Origin of the sequence: Enterorhabdus sp. P55, from assembly GCF_009911695.1 — a bacterium.
Classification (GTDB): domain Bacteria; phylum Actinomycetota; class Coriobacteriia; order Coriobacteriales; family Eggerthellaceae; genus Enterorhabdus.
In genome coordinates this window covers 1-19,023 of sequence record NZ_QWKK01000044.1, presented here as the reverse complement: position 1 = coordinate 19,023, position 19,023 = coordinate 1, and the positions used below count along the sequence as shown (strand labels likewise).

The 19,023-nt window shown below is 66.7% G+C and carries 15 protein-coding genes and 2 tRNA genes; 7 read left to right on the top strand and 10 right to left on the bottom strand.

The genetic code is table 11. The features are described from left to right. Both D1643_RS05980 and D1643_RS05975 read left to right on the top strand, forming a co-directional pair. Window positions 1–405: OST-HTH/LOTUS domain-containing protein (locus tag D1643_RS05980; protein ID WP_370520302.1), on the top strand; the 405-nt coding region annotated here is incomplete at its 5' end. Window positions 406–519: 114 nt separating this feature from the next. Next, window positions 520–2,565, top strand: a complete 2,046-nt coding sequence (locus tag D1643_RS05975; RefSeq protein WP_160709622.1) for a sodium:proton antiporter — start codon at window positions 520–522, stop codon at window positions 2,563–2,565. Window positions 2,566–2,937: 372 nt separating this feature from the next. Here D1643_RS05975 and argS read toward each other — a convergent pair whose 3' ends face one another. From argS to arcA, 5 genes are all read right to left on the bottom strand, one after another. Continuing rightward, on the bottom strand, window positions 2,938–4,665 hold the full coding sequence (gene argS / locus D1643_RS05970) for an arginine--tRNA ligase (RefSeq protein ID WP_160709620.1): 1,728 nt from the start codon (window positions 4,663–4,665) through the stop codon (window positions 2,938–2,940). A gap of 194 nt (window positions 4,666–4,859) precedes the next feature. Continuing rightward, on the bottom strand, window positions 4,860–6,461 hold the full coding sequence (locus tag D1643_RS05965; protein ID WP_160709618.1) for a YfcC family protein: 1,602 nt from the start codon (window positions 6,459–6,461) through the stop codon (window positions 4,860–4,862). A 147-nt stretch (window positions 6,462–6,608) separates the two neighbouring features. Then, the gene (gene arcC / locus D1643_RS05960) at window positions 6,609–7,565 is read right to left on the bottom strand and encodes a carbamate kinase (RefSeq protein WP_160709616.1); all 957 of its coding nucleotides are present in this window, start codon (window positions 7,563–7,565) and stop codon (window positions 6,609–6,611) included. Between the two features lie 129 nt (window positions 7,566–7,694). Continuing rightward, complete coding sequence (gene argF / locus D1643_RS05955; RefSeq protein ID WP_160709614.1) at window positions 7,695–8,690, bottom strand: ornithine carbamoyltransferase; 996 nt, start codon at window positions 8,688–8,690, stop codon at window positions 7,695–7,697. Between the two features lie 113 nt (window positions 8,691–8,803). After that, complete coding sequence (arcA, locus tag D1643_RS05950; protein WP_160709612.1) at window positions 8,804–10,024, bottom strand: arginine deiminase; 1,221 nt, start codon at window positions 10,022–10,024, stop codon at window positions 8,804–8,806. 414 nt (window positions 10,025–10,438) lie between these two features. On the opposite strand from arcA, the gene D1643_RS05945 reads away from it, so the two are divergent. The 3 genes from D1643_RS05945 to D1643_RS05935 all read left to right on the top strand — a co-directional run bounded on the left by D1643_RS05945 (window position 10,439) and on the right by D1643_RS05935 (window position 12,589). Beyond that, a complete protein-coding gene (locus tag D1643_RS05945) occupies window positions 10,439–12,019 on the top strand; it encodes a CdaR family transcriptional regulator (RefSeq protein ID WP_160709610.1) in 1,581 nt (526 codons plus the stop codon). Between the two features lie 97 nt (window positions 12,020–12,116). Next, window positions 12,117–12,192 (top strand) — tRNA-Arg (locus D1643_RS05940). 148 nt (window positions 12,193–12,340) lie between these two features. Then, window positions 12,341–12,589, top strand: a complete 249-nt coding sequence (locus tag D1643_RS05935) for a glutathione S-transferase N-terminal domain-containing protein (protein ID WP_160709608.1) — start codon at window positions 12,341–12,343, stop codon at window positions 12,587–12,589. Between the two features lie 70 nt (window positions 12,590–12,659). Here the strand turns inward: D1643_RS05935 and D1643_RS05930 are convergent. Next, a tRNA-Gly gene (locus D1643_RS05930) sits at window positions 12,660–12,733 on the bottom strand. A 331-nt stretch (window positions 12,734–13,064) separates the two neighbouring features. Between D1643_RS05930 and D1643_RS05925 the strand changes: the two genes are divergently transcribed. After that, complete coding sequence (locus D1643_RS05925; protein ID WP_201750991.1) at window positions 13,065–14,276, top strand: PLP-dependent aminotransferase family protein; 1,212 nt, start codon at window positions 13,065–13,067, stop codon at window positions 14,274–14,276. A 116-nt stretch (window positions 14,277–14,392) separates the two neighbouring features. On the opposite strand, the gene D1643_RS05920 is transcribed toward D1643_RS05925, so the two are convergent. Further along, window positions 14,393–15,160, bottom strand: coding sequence for a transposase (locus D1643_RS05920; RefSeq protein ID WP_160709606.1), 768 nt, complete (start codon window positions 15,158–15,160; stop codon window positions 14,393–14,395). Between the two features lie 237 nt (window positions 15,161–15,397). On the opposite strand from D1643_RS05920, the gene D1643_RS05915 reads away from it, so the two are divergent. Then, window positions 15,398–15,868: a YbaK/EbsC family protein gene (locus D1643_RS05915; RefSeq protein ID WP_160709604.1), complete on the top strand. Its 471-nt coding sequence runs from the start codon at window positions 15,398–15,400 to the stop codon at window positions 15,866–15,868. 40 nt (window positions 15,869–15,908) lie between these two features. On the opposite strand, the gene D1643_RS05910 is transcribed toward D1643_RS05915, so the two are convergent. The 3 genes from D1643_RS05910 to D1643_RS05900 all read right to left on the bottom strand — a co-directional run bounded on the left by D1643_RS05910 (window position 15,909) and on the right by D1643_RS05900 (window position 18,730). Further along, complete coding sequence (locus D1643_RS05910; RefSeq protein WP_160709602.1) at window positions 15,909–16,436, bottom strand: GNAT family N-acetyltransferase; 528 nt, start codon at window positions 16,434–16,436, stop codon at window positions 15,909–15,911. 29 nt (window positions 16,437–16,465) lie between these two features. Beyond that, window positions 16,466–16,831 (bottom strand): arsenate reductase family protein, encoded by a 366-nt coding sequence (locus D1643_RS05905; protein ID WP_160709600.1) that lies wholly within the window; start codon window positions 16,829–16,831, stop codon window positions 16,466–16,468. A gap of 222 nt (window positions 16,832–17,053) precedes the next feature. Further along, window positions 17,054–18,730 (bottom strand): ATP-binding cassette domain-containing protein, encoded by a 1,677-nt coding sequence (locus D1643_RS05900; RefSeq protein WP_160709598.1) that lies wholly within the window; start codon window positions 18,728–18,730, stop codon window positions 17,054–17,056. Between the last annotated feature and the right edge of the window lie 293 nt (window positions 18,731–19,023).

The window sequence follows — 19,023 nt, the reverse complement described above, 5'->3', positions numbered from 1 at the left end:
GAGAAGCCGGCCCGCAAGACGCGCTCGCGCAAGGCCCCGGCCAAGAAGGACGCCGACGCGTCCGCGGTCGAGGAGGCGGCCAAGCCGGCCCGCGCCACCCGCTCGCGCAAGGCGGCAGAGCCCGCCGAGGCGCCCGCCAAGCCCGCGGCCCGTCGTGGCCGCCCGCGCAAGACGCCCGTCCCCGTCTCCGACGCCGCCACGCCCGAGGCCTACATCGCCGAGCTCGTGGAGAAGGCCGGCGGCGCGGGCATCGGCGTCACTCAGCTCGGCGGCGAGGTACGCGCCCGCTTCAAGGACTTCAAGGTACGCGACCTGGGCTTCCCCCAGATGCGCGCCTACCTGGAGGGCCAGCCCGGCTTTATCGTGGCGAAAGAGGGCGGCGCCTTCGTCGTGCGCGCCCGCTAGCCCGCACGCCCCGCTTGTCGTGAAGAACCCGCGTCCTGGATCAGAGGACGCGGGTTCTTCCTTTACAATAGGGTTATCAATGCGCTCATCGGGGTAACGAAAGGGGGATGGTACGTGGAGACGCTCACCCTGTGCCTCCTCTTGCTCGCCGCCGTCCTCGTCTCTTCCGTCATCGATCAGATCGTCCCCAAGGTATCGCTTCCGCTCATCCAGATCGCGCTCGGCTTGGGCATCGCCCTGCTCGCCTCCACCAACATCACCATCGGACTCGACCCCGAGCTGTTCCTCGTGCTCTTCATCGCGCCCCTTCTCTACGACGAGGCGAAGAACGCCGACAAGGCGGCGCTCTGGATCCACATCAAGCCGGTGCTCTCCCTGGCCATCGGCCTGGTGGTGGCCACCACCCTCATCATCGGCTTCACGCTCAACCTCATCATCCCCTCCATCCCGCTGTTCGCCGCCTTCGCGCTCGGCGCGGCCCTCGGGCCCACTGACGCGGTGGCCGTGACGTCGCTCTCCAAGGAAATCGCCATCCCCGCGCGCCAGAAGTCGGTGCTCAAAGGCGAGCTGCTCCTCAACGACGCCTCGGGCATCGTGTCGTTTCAGTTCGCTATCGCCGCAGGCGTGACCGGCTCGTTCTCGCTCCTCAACGCCACCGAGGTGTTCCTCCTGGAGTTCTTCGGCGGCCTGGCGGCGGGCGTGGCGCTCGGCGTGGTGGGCAATCTCATCGTGCGCAAGGCCCGCTCCATCGGCGTGGAGAACACCACCTTCCACGTGCTGTTCGAGGTGTTCACGCCGTTCCTCGTGTACCTCATCTCCCAGGCCATCCACGTGAGCGGCATCATCGCCGTGGTGGTGGCGGGGCTCGTGAACGTCATCTCGCCGCGGATGATGGGGCCGTCGGTGTCGCGCATGAACATCGTCTCGTCGAGCGTGTGGCGGGTGCTCTCCTTCGCGCTCAACGGCATCGTCTTCGTGCTGCTGGGCACCCAGCTGCCCAACGCCATGCGCCGCACCTGGGACGACGTGTCCATCTCCAACGGGCGGCTCATCACCTACGTGATCGGGCTCACCCTTCTCCTCCTGGCCATCCGCTTCGCCTGGGTGCTGGCCATGGACTGGATGCACGCCCGCCGCGGGGAGCGCCGCCGCTTCACCGCCCATGACGCCAAGATGGCGCTCGTCACCACGCTCTGCGGCGCCAAGGGCACCATCACGCTCTCCATCATGCTCACCATCCCTATGTACCTGTCCTACGCCACCGTCGACCACCCGGCCATCCGGTTCCCCCAGCGCGACCTGCTCATCTTCCTGGCCTGCGGCGTCATCGTGTGCACCTTGCTGCTGGCCACCTTCGTGGTGCCGCTGCTGGCGCCCAAGCCGGCTCGCAAGGAGTCCGAGCAGGAGATCCACGACCGCGACACCGCCTGCTACATCGACATCCTGCGCACGGTGATCGAGGAGCTCACGACGCGCCAGACGCCGGAGAACCGCGGGGCCACGCGGGCGGTCATCCGGTCCTACAACGACCGCATCGAGCTCATCAAGGAGAACAACGACATCGAGAGCGAGTCGGACATCGAGCTGCGGCTCCAGGCGCTCAAGTGGGAGCGGGAGCGCGCCCTGGAGATCATCGAGGAGGACGCGGTATCGCCGATGGCGGGCTACCAGTACCTGCGCCGCCTCGACCGCACCGAGCGGCTCCTGCGCCACAGCAGCGAGAGCACCTCGTTCCAGACCTACGTCCTGCGCCTGCGCGCCCTGCTGCGCCGCGGACTGCACGCCCTCATCCGCGAGCTTCCGAGCATCGCCACCCCCACCCGCGCTGACGAACTGCGCCAGCTGCAGCTCGCGTGCACGAACTACGTCATCGCGCTGCTGGAGATCACCATCTCCGACAGCGCCGTGCCCACCGAGGATGCCACGGCGCTTTTGCTCGAGTACCAGAACGCCCGCATGGTGCTCCAGGAGCAGCGCCCCACCATCACCACCGCCTTCAAGGTGGTCGACCGCGCCGAGGACGTGCGCCGGCTGGCCCTCTGCTTGGAGCTCGAGCAGATCCAGACCAGCTATGAGGAAGGCCGCCTCTCCCGCGAGGGCGCCAAGCGCATGCGCGAGAACGTGAACCTCATGCAGCTCGACCTGGAGGACAACGTCTGATACGAGAAGGCGGCGTCGCCATCATCGAGTAAGCGCGCCGCCCATGGTAGAATCCCCCGCAAGGTGCTCCGTCACGTCCGGGCAGCCTCGAGAGAGGAGTGCCTATGGACGCACAGACTGTTGTCGCGGTATGCGAGATCATGTTGGTGTTTATCGGGATCATCGGGCTCGTCCTGGTGCGAAGAGAGTGACGGACGGCGTTGGCAAAAGAAGAAGCCGGGCCACTTGTCTAGGTCGGACCCGGCTTAATCACTAACCGATGCTGCCCGGTCAGGCGGGGCACCGATTGACTTCATCATAGCACAGGGGGCGCCATGGGCGCCACCCCGCCTCGCGCGGGAGGTCGCCGGAAGGCGCCCCTCCCCGCGCACGTTACATCTTGGTGGGAGCGCTCACGCCCAGCAGGTTGAGGGTCAGCGCCAGCACGATGCGGGTAGCGTCGCACAGCGCCAGGCGGGCCGTCTGCACGGCCTCGTCCTCGGTGAGCACGTGGCAGTTGGTGTAGAACTGGTGGAACAGCGCCGCCAGGTCCTGCGCGTAGTGGGTCAGGCGGAAGGGCGCGCGGTCACGGGCGGCCAGGGCGATGAGGTTGCCGAAGTCGGCCATCTTGCGCATGAGCGCGAGCTCGGACTCGTGGGTGAGCGGCGAGAGGTCGCAGCCCTCGGGGATGATGCGGGCGGCCAGCTCGTCCATGGTGATGTCCCCTGCCTCGGCGGCCGTGGCATCGGCCGGGTCGGCGGCCTTGCGCAGGATGGAGCAGATGCGCGCATGGGCGTACTGCACGTAGTACACGGGGTTGGACGAGTCCTTCTTCTTGGCGGCCTCGATGTCGAAGTCGATGGGCTGATCCGACGAGCGCGACAGCATGAGGTAGCGCGTGGCGTCCACGCCCACCTCGTCGATGAGCTCCTCCAGGGTCACCATCTCGCCGGTGCGCTTGGACATGCGGACGGCCTCGCCGTCGCGGTAGAGGTTCACCAGCTGCCCGAGCACGATCTCCAGGTCGCCCGGCCAGCCCCACGCCTCGAGCATGCACTCGCAGCGCTTCACGTAGCCGTGGTGGTCGGCGCCCCAGATGTTGATGAGGTGATCGAAGCCGCGCATCTTCTTGTCGTAGTGATAGGCCACGTCGCTCATGAAGTAGGTCATCTCGCCGTTGGCCTTGATCATGACGCGGTCCTTCTCGTCGCCGAGCGCCGAGGAGCGGAACCAGATGGCGCCGTCCTCCTCCTTGACGTAGCCCTTGTCCTCCATGGCCTTGAGGGAGCGGGACACGGGGCTCTCGCCGGCCTCGTCCTCCACGTAGAGGCTGCGCTCGCTGAACCAGCGGTCGAAGGTGGTGCCCATGCGGCCCATGACGCGATGCTGCAGGTCGAGCATCTCCTGGTAGGCGATCTCGCGGAACGCGTTCATGCGCTCCTCGTCGCTGAGCTCCTCGTACTTGCGACCCTCGCGGTCGATGATGCCCTGGGCGATGTCGGCCACGTAGGAGCCGCCGTAGCACTGCTCCGGCATCTCCACGTCATGGCCGAGCAGCTGCAGGTAGCGCACGGCCACGGAGTTGCCGAACACGTCCATCTGGGTGCCGTGGTCGTTGATGTAGAACTCCTCGTACACGTCGTAGCCGGCGTGCTCCATCACGCGCGCCATGGCGTCGCCGAGCGCCGCCCAACGACCGTGGCCCACGTGGAAGGGGCCGGTGGGGTTGGCGGAGACGTACTCGAGGTTGATCTTGCGCTCCCCCTCCGGCACGGTGCCGCGGCCGAAGTCCTCAGCCTCGGCGCGCACCTCGCGCACCACGCCCTGGAGCACCGCGTCGGACAGACGGATGTTGATGAAGCCGGGGCCGGCGATCTCCACGCTGGCGATGACGTCGTTGGCGGGAAGATGGTCGACGATGACCTGCGCCACCTCGCGCGGGTTCTTCTTGGCGAGCTTGGCCGAGCGCATGGCCACGGTGGAGGCCCAGTCGCCGTTGGCCTCGTCACGCGGGCGCTCCAGCGCGGCGGCGGGCGCCTCGTCCATCACAAGCGAGCCGTCCTCGCGCGCCGCGGCGATGGCCGCGTCGATGATGCTCTCGAGCTGTTCGCGAATCTCCATGTTGTCCAGTCTCTCCTTACGTCAGCTGGGGCATGCCCGCGTCCTCGGCTGAGGCGGGGCGGGAACAGATGGGCCGATTCTACCACCAAACGGCAGAACCGGCAGGTGAGGCACGAAAAAGGCGCACCCGGAACCCGGGTGCGCCTCTTCGCCTGCCCAATGGCCTTGCTCAGGGGCCGGAAGGCTCGTGCCTGCTAGGACAGGATCATCATGGCCGCGGTCAGGATGACCAGGCAGACCACGCCCAGCACGACGAACAGCTTGGCGCCGAACTTCAGCCAGGTGGTGTACTCGATCTTGGCCAGGGCCAGGCCGCCCATGATGGCGCCGGAGGTGGGGGTGAACAGGTTCACCAGGCCGTTGCCGGCGGAGTAGATCATGATCATGGTCTCAACCGAGAAGTTCAGCTGGTTGGCCAGGCCGCCCATGATGGGCATGGACACGGTGGCCATGCCGGACGAGGACGGGATCAGGAAGGACAGCACGATGTAGAGCAGGAAGGACAGCGGCGCGAAGATGATGGCCGACATGCCCGAGAGCGCGTTGGCCGCGTTGTCGAGGATCCAGAGGTCGAGGCCGGTCTCGCCCATGAGCACCGTGATGGAGCGGGCGAGCGCGATGATGAGCACGACCGACATCATGTCGGCGGCGCCGTTGATGAAGGCCTTGACGAAGCGCGCCTCGGAGAGACCGCCGATGAGGCCGATGACGAGGGCCATCAGCAGGAACCAGGTGGAGGCCTCGTCGAAGTACCACTGGCCCAGCGGCAGGCCGGTCAGGAACGCGGACCAGCCGTCGGTCACCTGCTCCTCGGCCACGGCCACGCCGCCGGCGTCGGAGTCGAGGGCGAGCTCGGACTCGGTGGCCTCGTCGTAGACCGCGGTGATGTCCTCGGCGGTGACGGGAGCCACGACCTCCTCGTAGGTGGCACCGGCGTTGAAGACGTCAACGCCGAGGTCCTCCCACGGGATGAAGGACACGATCATGATGACGAAGGTGAGGGCGAACACGACGAGCGACCACTTCTGGCGGCCGGTCATGGCAGGCAGCGCGGCGGTGTCGTCGCTCTTGCCCTCCTCGGCGGACTCGCTCATGCCCCACTCCTGCATCATGTCCTGCTGCTCCTGCAGCGACAGGATGGTGGAGCCCTTGTCGGCCTTGACCTTCTTGGCGTACTTCATGACGAAGACGATGGAGATGGCCAGGGTGACGAGCCACAGGACGACGCCCAGGCCCATGATGATGCCCTGGTTGATGACGATGCCCGTGCCGGACAGGGAGTCGACGGCCACGCCCACGGCGAACGGGTTGACCGTGGAGCCCAGAACGCCGCAGCCGGCGCCCAGCAGCACCACGGCGGCGCCGGTGAGGCTGTCGAAGCCCGCAGCCACCATGGTGGCGGCCAGCAGCAGGTAGAACGGAACCGTCTCCTCGCACATGCCGTAGGTGGTGCCGCCGATGGAGAAGATGAACATCAGGATGGGAATGAGGACGAGCTCATTGCCGTGGAGCTTCTTCACGAGGGCGGCGATGCCGGCGTCGAGGGCGCCCGTCTCGGTGACGATCCCCAGAAAGCCGCCGAGGATGAGCACGAACAGGCAGACGGGGAGCGCGTCGGTGAAGCCCTTCACCGGCGCGGTGGTGATGTTGGCGAGCGTCGCCCCGGTCACGCCTTCGGTGCCGGTGGCGGCCATGATCATGGTTATGATGGCCAAGATCACGAGAATGATGAGGAGAATGGAGAACGACGATATGCTCCGCCGCTTGCGATCCTTCTTCTTCGCATCAGCTGTCATAGGTTACCCCTCCTTTTAGTGCACGTCGATGTACAGGTCTTATGCCCGCGCCCGCCTCGGCGACGCCCGGTGAGCAGGACGAACGTCGCCGACGCGGGAGCGGATGCCCCGGCCCGAGGCCGGGGTACTGCTCATGGTGCAAACGGCTTAGGAAGCCGTGATGACGGTGCCCGTCTCGCCCTTGAGGCCGGCGGCGGCGCACTCGAGCGAGGTGATGAGCGCCTTGCCCTGGGGGTAGGCCTCCAGGTACTCGATGCAGGCCTGGACCTTGGGCAGCATCGAGCCGGGCGCGAACTGGCCCTCCTCGATGTACTTGTTGGCCTCGGCGATGGTCATGGTGTCGATGGAGCGCTGGTCGGGCGTGTTGAAGTTGATGGCCACCTTCTCGACCGCGGTCAGGATGACCAGCATGTCGGCCTTGAAGTCAGCGGCCAGCTTGGCGCTCGAGCGATCCTTGTCGATGACCGCCGGGACGCCCTCGTAGGAGTCGTTGCGCTCGATGACCGGCACGCCGCCGCCACCGGCCGCGATGACGACGTAGCCGTCGTCCATGAGGTCTTTGATGGCGTCGAACTCGACGATGCGCTGGGGCTTGGGGCTGGCGACCACCATGCGCCAGCCGCGGCCGGCGTCCTCCTTGTAGGTGCAGCCGGTCTCAGCCGCGCGCTTGCTCGCCTCCTCCTCGGTGAGGAAGGGGCCGACGGGCTTCGTCGGGTCGGCGAAGGCCGGGTCGTCGGGGTAGACGACGGTCTGGGTGATGACCGACGCCGTGGAGCGCATGATGGAGCGGCGCTTCAGCTCGTTCAGGATGGCCTGGGAGAGCTGGTAGCCGATGTAGCCCTGCGACATGGCGCCGCACTCGGGGAAGGGCATCTCCGGGGTCTTGCCGTCGTTGGCATGCGCGAAGTCGAACGCGTTGTTGATCATGCCCACCTGAGGGCCGTTGCCGTGGGAGACCACGACGTTGATGCCCTCGGCGATCATGTCAACGATATGGACGGCCGTCCCCTCGACCAGCTTCAGCTGCTCTTGGGGCGTGTTGCCCAGGGCGTTGCCGCCGAGGGCGATGACCACGCTCTTGCCGTCGCCTTTCTGATAGGCCATGGATGATCACCACTCTTACGAATCGGGGGTGGAAAAGGGTGCGACGACCCAGGGGGAGGCGCTTGGCCTCCCCCTTCGCGGGCTCCTGGGACGGGGCCCGCGCGGGTCGGTGCGGTTGTGCGGGTAGTGCTACCTCAGGGTCGCGTACATGACCGCCTTGATGGTGTGCATGCGGTTCTCGGCCTCGTCGAAGACCTTGGACTGCGCGGACTCGAACACCTCGTCGGTAACCTCCATCTCCTTGAGGCCGAACTTCTCATGGACGTCCTCGCCGATGGTGGTCTGGGTGTCGTGGAAGGACGGCAGGCAGTGCATGAAGATGGCGTCCTTGTGCGCGAGGCCCATGAGCTCGCTGTTCACCTGGAAGGGGCTCAGCAGCTTGATGCGCTCGGCCCACAGCTCAGCCGGCTCGCCCATGGACACCCAGATGTCGGTGTAGAGGACGTCGGCGTCGGTCGCAGCCTCCTTGGCATCATCGGTGAAGGTGATGGTGCCGCCGGTCTCGGCCGCGATCTTCTTGCAGGTCTCGATGAGCTCGGGCTCGGGCATGAGCTCCTTGGGGCCGCAGCCGACGAAGTGCATGCCCATCTTGGCGCCGAGCACCATGAGCGAGTTGCCCATGTTGTTGCGCAGGTCGCCGAAGAAGACGAACTTGAGGCCCTTGACGCCCATCGGGAAGTTCTCCTCGATGGTCAGCAGGTCGGCGATCATCTGCGTGGGATGGAACTTGTCGGTGAGGCCGTTCCACACCGGCACGCCGGAGACGGCCGCCAGCTCCTCGACGAGGTCCTGGGAGAAGCCGCGGTACTCGATGCCGTCATAGAAGCGGCCAAGGACGCGGCCGGTGTCCTCGATGGACTCCTTCTTGCCCATCTGGGAGCTGCCGGGATCGAGGTAGGTGACGCCCATGCCCAGGTCGTAGCCGGCGACCTCGAAGGAGCAGCGGGTACGGGTAGAGGTCTTCTCGAAGAGCAGCACGATGTTCTTGCCCTCGAGGTAGCGGTGCGGCACGCCGTTGCGCTTCAGGTTCTTGAACGTCTTCGCCACGTCGACGAGGTACTGGATCTCGTCGGGGGTAAAGTCGAGGATCTTGGTGAAGCTGCGGCCGGAAAGGTTGACAGGCATGATGCGCGTCCTTTCGTAGGAGGGAACAGTGCGTGGCGCGCGAAGGCGCCGGGAAAACCAGAGCCGGGACCGGCGACCGGGCAGCCGGCCGACGATCCCGGGAAAATCAAGCGTTACTCAGCGTCGCGCCAGAGGGGCATCGACATGCAGCGCGGGCCGCCACGGCCGCGGGACAGCTCGGCGGAGGGCATCTGCAGGACGTTGATGCCGGCTTCCTCGAGCACCGCGTTGGTGACGTCGTTGCGCTCGTAGACGACCACGGTGCCAGGGCGGATGCACAGGGTGTTGGAGCCGTCGTTCCACTGCTCGCGCTCGGCCGCGATGCGGTCGCCGCCGCCGCAGGGGATGAGGGTCACGGGACGGCCGACGTACTCGGTGAGGATCTCCTCGAGCGTCTCGTTGCGCTCGCGGACCTTGATGCCGCCCTTGCCGTCAGACTTGATCTCGAACACCGTCAGCGGGCCCATGATGCCGGGATGGATGGTGAACTTGTCGTAGTCGATCTGCGTGAACACCGTGTCGAGGTGCATGAAGGCGCGGGAGTTGGGGATGTTGAAGGCCAGAATCGTCTCGATGGGGGAATCGGACTCGAAGATGTTCTTCGCGATCTGGTCGATGGCATCCGGCTCGGTGCGCTGGGAGATGCCGATGGCGAGCACCTTGTCGTTGATGTTGAGGATGTCGCCGCCCTCGATGTGGAAGGTGTTGTAGCGGCTGTAGTACTCCGGCACGTTCTGGTAGTCCGGATGGTACTTGAAGATGTACTCGCCGTAGATGGTCTCGCGGTTGCGGGTCTCGGAGTACATGCGGTTGATGGACACGCCGTTGCCGATCATCGCGAACGGGTCGCGGGTGAAGTACAGGTTGGGCATCGGGGCGCACACCAGCTTGGAGGCGTCGCTCACGAGGTCGACCAGGGAGTTGCTCTTATCGGTATGCAGCTCCTGGAGGTTGATGCCCGCCATCGTCTTGAGCACCAGGTCCTTGTTGTTCGGATAGCGATCGTTCAGGTAGTCGTAGATGATCTTCTGATAGCGATCGGTGCGGATGCCCGCCTCAAAGATCCACTGCTTGAGGAACTTCTCGCGCAGCTCGGGGTACATGTCGAGGACCTCAGCCATCAGATCCTCCAGGTACACGACCTCGACGCCCTCGTTGCGAAGGATCTCGGCGAAGGCATCATGCTCCTCCTGGGCGACCTTCAGGAACGGAATGTCGTCGAAGAGCAGCTCTTCCAGCGTGTTTGGAGTGAGGTTGAGCAGTTCATCACCCGGTCTGTGCAGCAGAACTTTCTTCAGGGGCATGATTTCGCTTGGAACGTTCACACCAGCCATAGAGAGCCCTCCTATCCATTGTCTCGATGATTTCCAGTTACCACTGCCTCGGCGTCGCGCCCCGGCGTCCCGTGACGTGCGTCTCAGCACCTCAAACGATACACGGGAGGGGTTCGGGGGCAATCACCGCGTGGGTTGCCTTGACAACTTGGAACCCCCGTGACACCGCCGCGTTACCGGCCGGCGATCAGGGAGCTCCTCCGTTTCGGGCAACGCCTGGCAGTGCTTGCCTCGGATGCGGCCCCTTGGCCTTATGTCGCCCATTCTAGAGAGCGAAAACCCCTATTGATATGTGCATAGTTAACAATTATTTAGAAGTTATTTAGCTATAATAGCCATATCAATTCCGCGTTCTTCCGCCAGGACAAACCTTCGGCAACGGCTGGGAAACAGTGAGGGAAGGAGGCTTCTCAGATGCAATTCCCCCTTGATATGCTTACCGGATACTTCATCGAGCAGGGCATCGCCGTGGTCAAGGAGCCGCAGCATCCCAAGGCCCTGTTCTCGTGGGTGTCCGCCTTCCTCGACCAGGAGGCGCCCGCCGCCGCCGAGGGCGAGGAGGACACCATGCGCTTTTTGGGCCCGCGCGCCCTTGAGGAGCTGCGCGGCGCCGGCACGCCGGGAAGGCGCGTGGTAGTTCTCGGCCCGCGCGACGCCGTGCCCGAGATTCCCGCGCTCGGCAACGACGACATCTACATCCGCAGCGCGCTCTCGCCCCAGCTGCTGGCCGACCGCGTCCAGCGCCACCTCATGCGCGTCGTCCAGTGGAACGACCAGATGGGCGTCATGCTGGAGGAGGGCTGCATCACCCAGGACCTCCTGAAGGCCTCCGAGCCGGTGCTCGGGTGCTTCGTGGCGCTGTCAGACTCCACGTTCTCCTACATCGCGCATACCCCCAACATCGCCCCCCTCGACGAGCGCACCGCCTACCTGGTGAAGAACGGCTGCTACAGCCCCGACACCATCCGCATCGCGCGCGAGCACGGCTTCATGCGCGTCTGGGAGCACCAGGAGTGGACGGCCATCCACAACGTGCCCACGGCGCTGTTCTCCTACCCCACCCTCGACCGCGTGATACACCAGCGCGGCAGCTACGCGGCGCATCTCGTCATGGTGTCGCCGACCGAGATATCCACCTCGCAGGTGTTTCTGTTCAACCTCCTGGCCCGCAAGGTGGAGGCGTGCCTCGAGCGGCACTGGCGGCTGGAGAACCCGCTCGAGCAGAGCTACTCGTACTTCCTGCGCGAGCTGCTCACCGGCAACGTCTACGACGAGCCGCAGCTAGCCGAGCACGCCAAGCTCCACGGGCTGCCGCTCACGGGGCTGTTCGAGCTGTGCGTGTCCGACAACACCTGGCGCGCCGGCTCCCCCAGCTACTTCGCCAAGAAGATCCTCGAGGGCGAGCCCTCCTGCAAGGTAGCCATCAACGGCCAGAGCGTGGCCGTGCTGCTGTGCGCGCCCGACACGCGGCGCGGGCGCATCGCCGCCATGGAGGAGGAGGTGTTCGACCTGGCCCACCGCATGCGCGTGGAGGTGGGCGTGTCCGACCGCTTCGAGCGGCTGGAGGACGCGGCGCTGGCCCTGGAGAAGGCGCGCATCGCCCTGCGCTACGGACGACGCAAGTCACGCCGTCACCTGGCCTTCGACGCGCCGGGGGCGGGCACCGAGGAGGTGTTCCGCTTCCGACGCTACTTCCCCTACTTCGCCACCGACCCCTTCGCGCGGTCGGAGAAGTTCGTGACCCGGCTGCTCGCCTCGCCCAACCCGCTCACCGACCTGCGCGCGGCCGACCGCGAGCGCGGCACGAGCGACGCGGAGATCCTGCGGGTGTACCTGCATGCGGAGGGGCGCATCAACGTGGTGTGCGACCAGATGCACATGCACCGCAACACGGTGACCTACCGGCTGGACAAGATCCGGCGCATCGTCCGGGGCGACCTGGACGATGCCGACCTGCGCCTGTACCTGCGGATGCTCTACCTGCTGAGCGACTAGCGCTGGGCCGGGCGGCAGCGCAGCCGCGGGGAGGCGAGGACGCCGGGCGGCGGTTTCCCGCAAGGCGGGCGCGCGGCTGCGCTATAATGGGCGGCACGCGCCCATGGCTCAACGGATAGAGCAACGGACTTCTAATCCGTAGGTTGCAGGTTCGAATCCTGCTGGGCGCGCCATCGTCTGCGCAGGCCGGGAATCCCCGGCCTTTCTCGCATCTTCAGGTTCCTTAAGGACCGGAAACCGTTGCGAAACAAGATGAGCGGGGCGCTCGTCTTTTCACACGCAGAGCCCTAGACTGGGCGGAGGATCGCAAAGGAGAAGCCTATGAACTACCTTGAGGACCACACCCTGTACTACAAGAAGTCGTGCCCCTTCTGCGTGAAGGTGCTGCGCTTCATGGAGGCCAACGACATCACGATGGACAAGCGCGACACCCTCCAGCCGGGCAACGAGCAGGATCTCATCCGCGTCGGCGGCAAGAAGCAGGTGCCCTGCCTCGTCGTCGCCGGCAAGCCCCTCTACGAGTCCGACGACATCGTCGCCTACCTCCGCGAGAAGGTGGCCGCGGCGTAGCGTGCCCGCGAGCCGATCCACGGGAAAAGGAGCGGCCCCCGTCCGAGGACGGGGGCCGCTTTGTCGTTTCTGGAGCGGGCGACGGGAATCGAACCCGCCTCAGCAGCTTGGAAGGCTGCGGTTCTACCGATGAACTACGCCCGCAGAGCGCTAGCGATTATACCCCATCGCGCTCCCCTTCCCCCGAGGAGTCGAAGAATATCCACGGACTGGCCGCGATGAACGCAACGCGGGGGGCACGGGGGGGGAGCACGGGAGCACGGGGGACAGTTCTGTGTGCTGGGAAGCAGCACACAGAACTGTCCCCCGTGCTCCCCCCCCCGTGCCCCCCGCGTATTCTGTTCCCGCGTTCCCTCGGCGCCCTCGCTATCCCGCCGTTTTGGGGGCTGGTGGGGTCGTTGGCGAGAAAATGGGCGCGAGACGGATGCATTAGCGGAACAATGGTCTCGAAAGTTCCCAGCGAGCGGAGGCAACCATGTCCACGACCGATACCACCACCGAGTTCGCCATCGACGAACTGCTTTCCGACGGCATCAAATCCACCCCGCCGTCGTTCGTGCGCAGCATCCTGAAGGCCGCCTCTGACCCGGCGATCACCTCGTTTGCCGGCGGCCTGCCCAATCCCATCTCCTTTCCCCAGGAAAAGCTGATGGAATCGATGCAGCGCGTGGTGGCCGAGCGCGGCCCCGAGGCCTTCCAGTATTCCGTCACCGCGGGCATCCCCGAGCTGCGCGCCTGGATCGCCGAGCGCTACAACCACCGCTTCGGCACCGACTACGCTGAAGAAGACGTGCTGGTCACCACCGGCTCCCAGCAGGTGCTCGACCTGTTGGGAAAGGTGCTGCTCGACAAGGGTGACGGCGTCATCGTGGAGAAGCCCACCTACTTGGCCGCCATCCAGGCCTTCGCGCTGCAGCAGCCGGTGTTTCGCGAGGTGGAGCTGACCGACGAGGGCCTGAACATCGACGAGCTGAACACCGCCTTGGATGCTGGGGCGAAGATGGTCTACATCATCCCCAACTTCCAGAACCCCACGGGCCTCACCTACACGGCCGAGAATCGTGCGAGGGTGCGCGAGGCGCTGGCCGGGCGCAACGTCGTGGTCGTGGAAGACGACCCCTACGGCGAGCTGCGCTTCGAAGGCGAGTCGCTGCCCTACATCGGCGGCACGGCGCTGCCCCACGGTGTGGTGATGGGCTCGTTCTCGAAGACGGTCACGCCGGGTTTCCGCATGGGTTATCTGCTGACGAAGGACCGCGAGCTGCTGGCGAAGCTGAGCACCGCCAAGGAGGCCGCCGATTTGCACACGAACGTGTTTTCCCAGTTCGTGGTGGTGGACTACCTGCGCCACAACGATCTGGACGAGCATCTGGTGAAGATCCGCGACCTGTACCGCGACCAGGCCCAGGCCATGACCGAGGCCATGGCCGAGTTCTTCCCGGCGGAGGTGTCGTTCACCAAGCCCCAGGGCGGCATGTTCCTGTGGGTCACGCTGCCCGAGGGCATCAGCACCATGGACTTGTTCCCGAAGGCCCTTGAGCGCGGCGTGGCGTTCGTGCCCGGCGACCCGTTCTACGCCGAGCCCGGCGCGCGTTCCACGATGCGCCTGAACTTCACCAACGCCGACGCCAACACCATCCGCGACGGCATCCGCCGCCTGTCCGAGGTGATCGCCGCAGCCCTGTAGCGCAGGGGCGCACGGGGGACAGTTCTGTGTGCTGTTAGCACAGCACACAGAACTGTCCCCCGTGCGCCTCCCCCGTGCGCCCAGAACTGTCCCCCGTGCGCCACCCCGTGCGCCTGCTAACTCTCCGGGAGCGCCCTCTTGCAGCCCCTGACCTTCCCCACCGTCATGCCGGCGATGCGGCTGATCTGGCGGATGGACAAGCCCGCTTCGATCATCGCGCGCACCGCGCGTCTCTGTTCTTCGCCGTCGAGGGACTGGAAGTCCCCCGTCGAGCTGCAGCCCGCTATGTCCCCCATGATCCTTCTCGCGTCCGCGTCGGTAAATCTCACGCGTGCCTTGCCGGGCACGTCCAGGCACGCGTCTTCGTTCGGCCTTCGCGTGAACTCGATGAGCTGCGGCAGCGGCATGAGGGAGAGCGCGAGCGCCGTATCGGTCAGGCCGCCGCCTCCCAGATAATCGCGATAGCTGCTGAGCGGGTAGTCCTCCGGAGCCCGGCAGATGCCGGCCTTCACCGGGTTGTTGTGGATATAGCGCATGACCGTGACGAGGTACGCGTCGTCCTCCACGGGCTCGCTTTTGAATCGCTCTTGGAAGAGATGGCCGATTCTGTCGTATTTGGCGTTGAACCAGTAGACGTACTTCGACGCGATACGCCGGAAGATAGTCGAGAGCGGCTCTTCTCCCACGCGTATGAGCAGGTGGGCGTGGTTTCCCATGAGGCAATACGCGAGCACCTCGAACCCAGAGACGGTCTTGTATCCCTCGATGATGTCGAGGAAGCACGTGGAGTCCTCGTCATCCTCGAAGATGGCCTGCCTGTTGATTCCGCGCAGGATGACATGGTAGATGCCGCTCTCAGACGCTTTTCTGGATGTTCTCGGCAAAGGCGAACCTCCTATCGGGGATGTCCAGAGAGAGGGTAGCACAGAGAGCCGGCCTCCTGCGTCGAGAGTGACAGGTGAATGAGGGTTAGCACAGAGAACTGTCCCCCGCGTTCTGTCGCGCAGGGGCAGGGGTAGCACAGGGGACAGTTCTCCGTGCTATGTCAGCACGGAGAACTGTCCCCTGTGCTACCCCCGTGCTACCCTGTGACAAAGCACGCCAACCTAAAGGAGGAAGCCATGTCCCTCACACGCGCGAAGACGCACCTGGCAGCCTACGGCCGCGAAGGCGATGTGATGGAGTTCGCGCAGTCGAGCGCCACCGTGGAGCTGGCTGCGCAGGCCGTGGGCTGCGAGCCGGCGCGCATCGCCAAGACGCTCTCCTTCGAGGCGGGCGAGCGGGTGGCCCTCGTGGTGTGCGCGGGCGACGCGCGCATCGCCAACCCCAAGTTCAAGGCGGCTTTCGGGCGCAAGCCGCGAATGCTTCCCGCCGATGAGGCGGAAGGGCGCATCGGGCACGCCGTGGGCGGCGTGTGCCCCTTCGGCGTGAACGAGGGCTGCGACGTCTTCCTCGACGAGTCGCTGCGCCGCTTCGATACGGTCTACCCCGCCTGCGGCACCGCCAGCAGCGCCATCGCCGTCACCCCCGACGACCTGGCCGCCCTCACGCCCGGCAGCACCTGGGTCGACGTCTGCAAGCTGCCCGAGTAGCGGCCCGGCTGCGCCACGGCCTCCGCCAGAGGATCGCGCGTCAGTCCAAGACCAGCTCGTAGAGGAGAAAGCGGCGCGGAACGCCGATGTCAGGATAGGTGATGTCCGCATCCCCGCGATGCTCGAACCCGTAGGAACGGTACAGGCGCTGCGGAACCTCGTTGCCCTCGATGCAGTCGAGGCGCAGGGCCCGCATCCCCCGGCTGTGCGCCTCGGCGATGGCGTGCTCCACGAGTCGCCGCGAGTAGCCGCGGCCGCCGTACTCGGGCAGCACCCGCAGGGCGTGGAGGATGCCCACCTCATCCGCCGGGGCATCCACCTGCCAGGCCATGGCGTCGTAGGCCTCGTCGCAATCGTGATCCATGAGGTAGGCCGCGACAATGCGCCCGTCCTCCACGCCGACGAACTGCTGACGCTCGCGCACCGCCTCTTCCACCATGGACTGCGGCGGGAAATCGCCCCGGTTGCCCTCGGGCAGAAAGTCCATCTGCCCGAGCACCTCGCACATGCGGTCGTAGAACATCATCAGCTCCGGCACGTCCGCCGGCACTGCCGCGCGAATCTCCATGGGATCCTCCTTATCTCGCCCCGCCGCGCCTAGAGGCCGAGGGCCTCGGCCCAGGCGGCCTCCTTGAAGCCGGGGATGGCGGTGGCCTCGGTCACGAGGAGGGGGCGCTTCACGAGCATGCCGTCGGTGGCGAGCAGATCGTACTGAGCCTGGTCGTCCAGGTCGGGCAGCCTCTTCGCCAGCTCCATCTCACGGTAGAGCATGCCGCTCGTGTTGAAGAAGCGCCGCAGCGGCAGCCCGCTCAGCTCGTGCCAGCGACGCAGCTCGTCGGCGGAGGGGTTGTCCTCCACGATGGAGCGCGCCTCGTAGGCCACGCCGCGCTCGTCGAGCCACGCGCGCGCCTTTTGGCACGTCGAGCACTTCGGGTACTCCAGGAACAGGACGCTTGCGGCCATGGTGCCTCCTCGGGAATCGTCAGCCGGCTGCCGCGCGTTGCGCGCAGGGATCATTATAGGGAAGACGGGATGGCGACGCGAAAGACGATAGGCTGGCGGAGCGAAAGGGCCTGGCAGGCGCGGGGCCGGATCAGGCGGCCGACGAGAGCGGAAGGGCCTGGCAGACCGCAGGCGGGGTTGCCGCAAGAGGCAACGCGGGCCGCCTTGCGGCCACCGGCGGGGTCAGGGGCGGACTTCCAGACGGAAGCGGCGAAGGGGCTCGGCGGACGCGGCAGCCCCGCGGGCGACACCCGCGTCGCCTCCTGCGCCCGTGCCGCTGGCCCCGCTGGCACCGCCCGCACCACCTCCCGGATCCACGTCGAAAGCTTCCGCGTCCGCCCCGCCTTCCGCACGGGCGCCCTCCGCGCCTTCCCTGCCTGCATCCGCCTCCCCCGCCGCCACAGGACCCAGGTGCCAGCGGATGTCGGTGGCGCGGTCGAGGAGGCGCTCGTCGTGGCTCACCAGCACGAGCGCACCGGGGAAGGCCGCCAGCACGCGCTCGAGCGCCTCGACCGAGCCCAAGTCGAGATGATTGGTGGGCTCGTCCATGACGATGAGAGCTGGGCGGCGCGCGATGCCCTCGGCCAGCAGGAGCTTGCGCAGCTCGCCGGGGCTCACCGTGTCGCCGTCGAGCAGGCGGTCGGGATCGGAGTTCAGCTGCGCGACGATGGACAGGATGCGCCCCCGCTCGGCACGCGGGGCCGCGCGCAGGGTCGCGAGCGTCTGCGCGCGCAGCTCGGCATCGACCTCCTGGGGCACCACGAGCGTGGGCAGGTCGTCCGCGAGCGCGGCCACGAGGCGTCCGATGAGCGTGGACTTGCCGCTGCCGTTGACGCCGGATACGCCCACATGATCGGCGTTGCCGAGCGCGAGGTCAGGCACCTCCAGGCGATGCGCGCCGCGGGCGAGCACGCCCGCTGTCATCCGCAGGAGCACCTTGCGCGGGCTCGGCGCGGCGTCCAGCCACACGTCACCGTCGTAGCTCTTGGCCACCCGCGTCTCGGCCAGGGCCTCCTGCGCACGTTCGAGGCGTGCATCCATGCGTGCGGAGAGCTTGCCGGCCACGCCGTCCCTGCCGGTGTAGATGGCCAGCTTGATGCGACCCTTCCCATCGTGGTCCTTGGGGTCGAGACCGCGCGCGCTGCGCTTGGCGGCCGCCTTGCTAGCCTCGTTGCGCCGGCGCGCCGCCTCCTGCTGGACGCGCGCCACCTCGCGCTTGGCGTTGCGCCGCTGCCGCTCGGCGCTGCGCCGCTCAAGGTCGGCCTGCGCCGCTGCCTCCGCGTAGGTGCCGGGGCGCAGGGTCACGCGGCCATCCGAGAAGAACAGGCAGCGCTCGACCAGGCCGTCCAGCAGCGCGCGGTCATGCGAGATGAGCAACCCCACGCCGCGGAAGCCCGCGAGCGCCTGGGCGATGGCGCGACGGGTAGGCGCGTCGACGTGGTTGGTGGGCTCGTCGAGCACGAGCAGGTCCGGCTCCTCCCAAAGCGCCACGGCCACCTGGAGCCGCTTCTGCTGGCCGCACGAAAGCGTGGCGAATCGCCAGGGCCAGTCGTCCTCGATGCCCAAATCGGCGCGCAGCCGCACGGCGCGCTTGTCCCAGGCGCAGGCGAAGTCCTCCAGGCGCACGGGCGACGCGGACGCATCCTGCTCGCAGTAGGCCGCCACCACGCCGCCGGGCGTGACCGAGCCGGCATCGGGCATGAGCTGGCCGGCTGCGATGCGTGCGAGCGTGGACTTCCCGCAGCCGTTGCTGCCGACGACGCCCGTCCATCCCGGGGGAAAGACGGCGCTCGCGTCCGTCAGGATGGCGGCAGACGCGCCTGGGTATGAGAAATGGATAGCGCTCAGGGTAACCTGCATGGGAGACCTCGCTTCTTGATGATGACGCGACGCGGAGGCGCCCGCATGGGCGTCCGGTCGCAAGACGGAACCGATCATCAAGCTACAGGCGCAAGGTCGCAGTCCTCCCAAGGTCGAGGCCCGGCACTCTCGCATCGCTACTGCCGCCGGGGCACATGAGCAGCGTTCATGGTACCACACGCACCGAAGTTGGCAAGCTGCCGACACAGGGGACGACGCAGAGGACGGCACACCGGCGTGTGGGCGTGCGGGCGGCCGGCGCGCGGGCGGGCGGGCGGCCGGCGCGCGGGCGG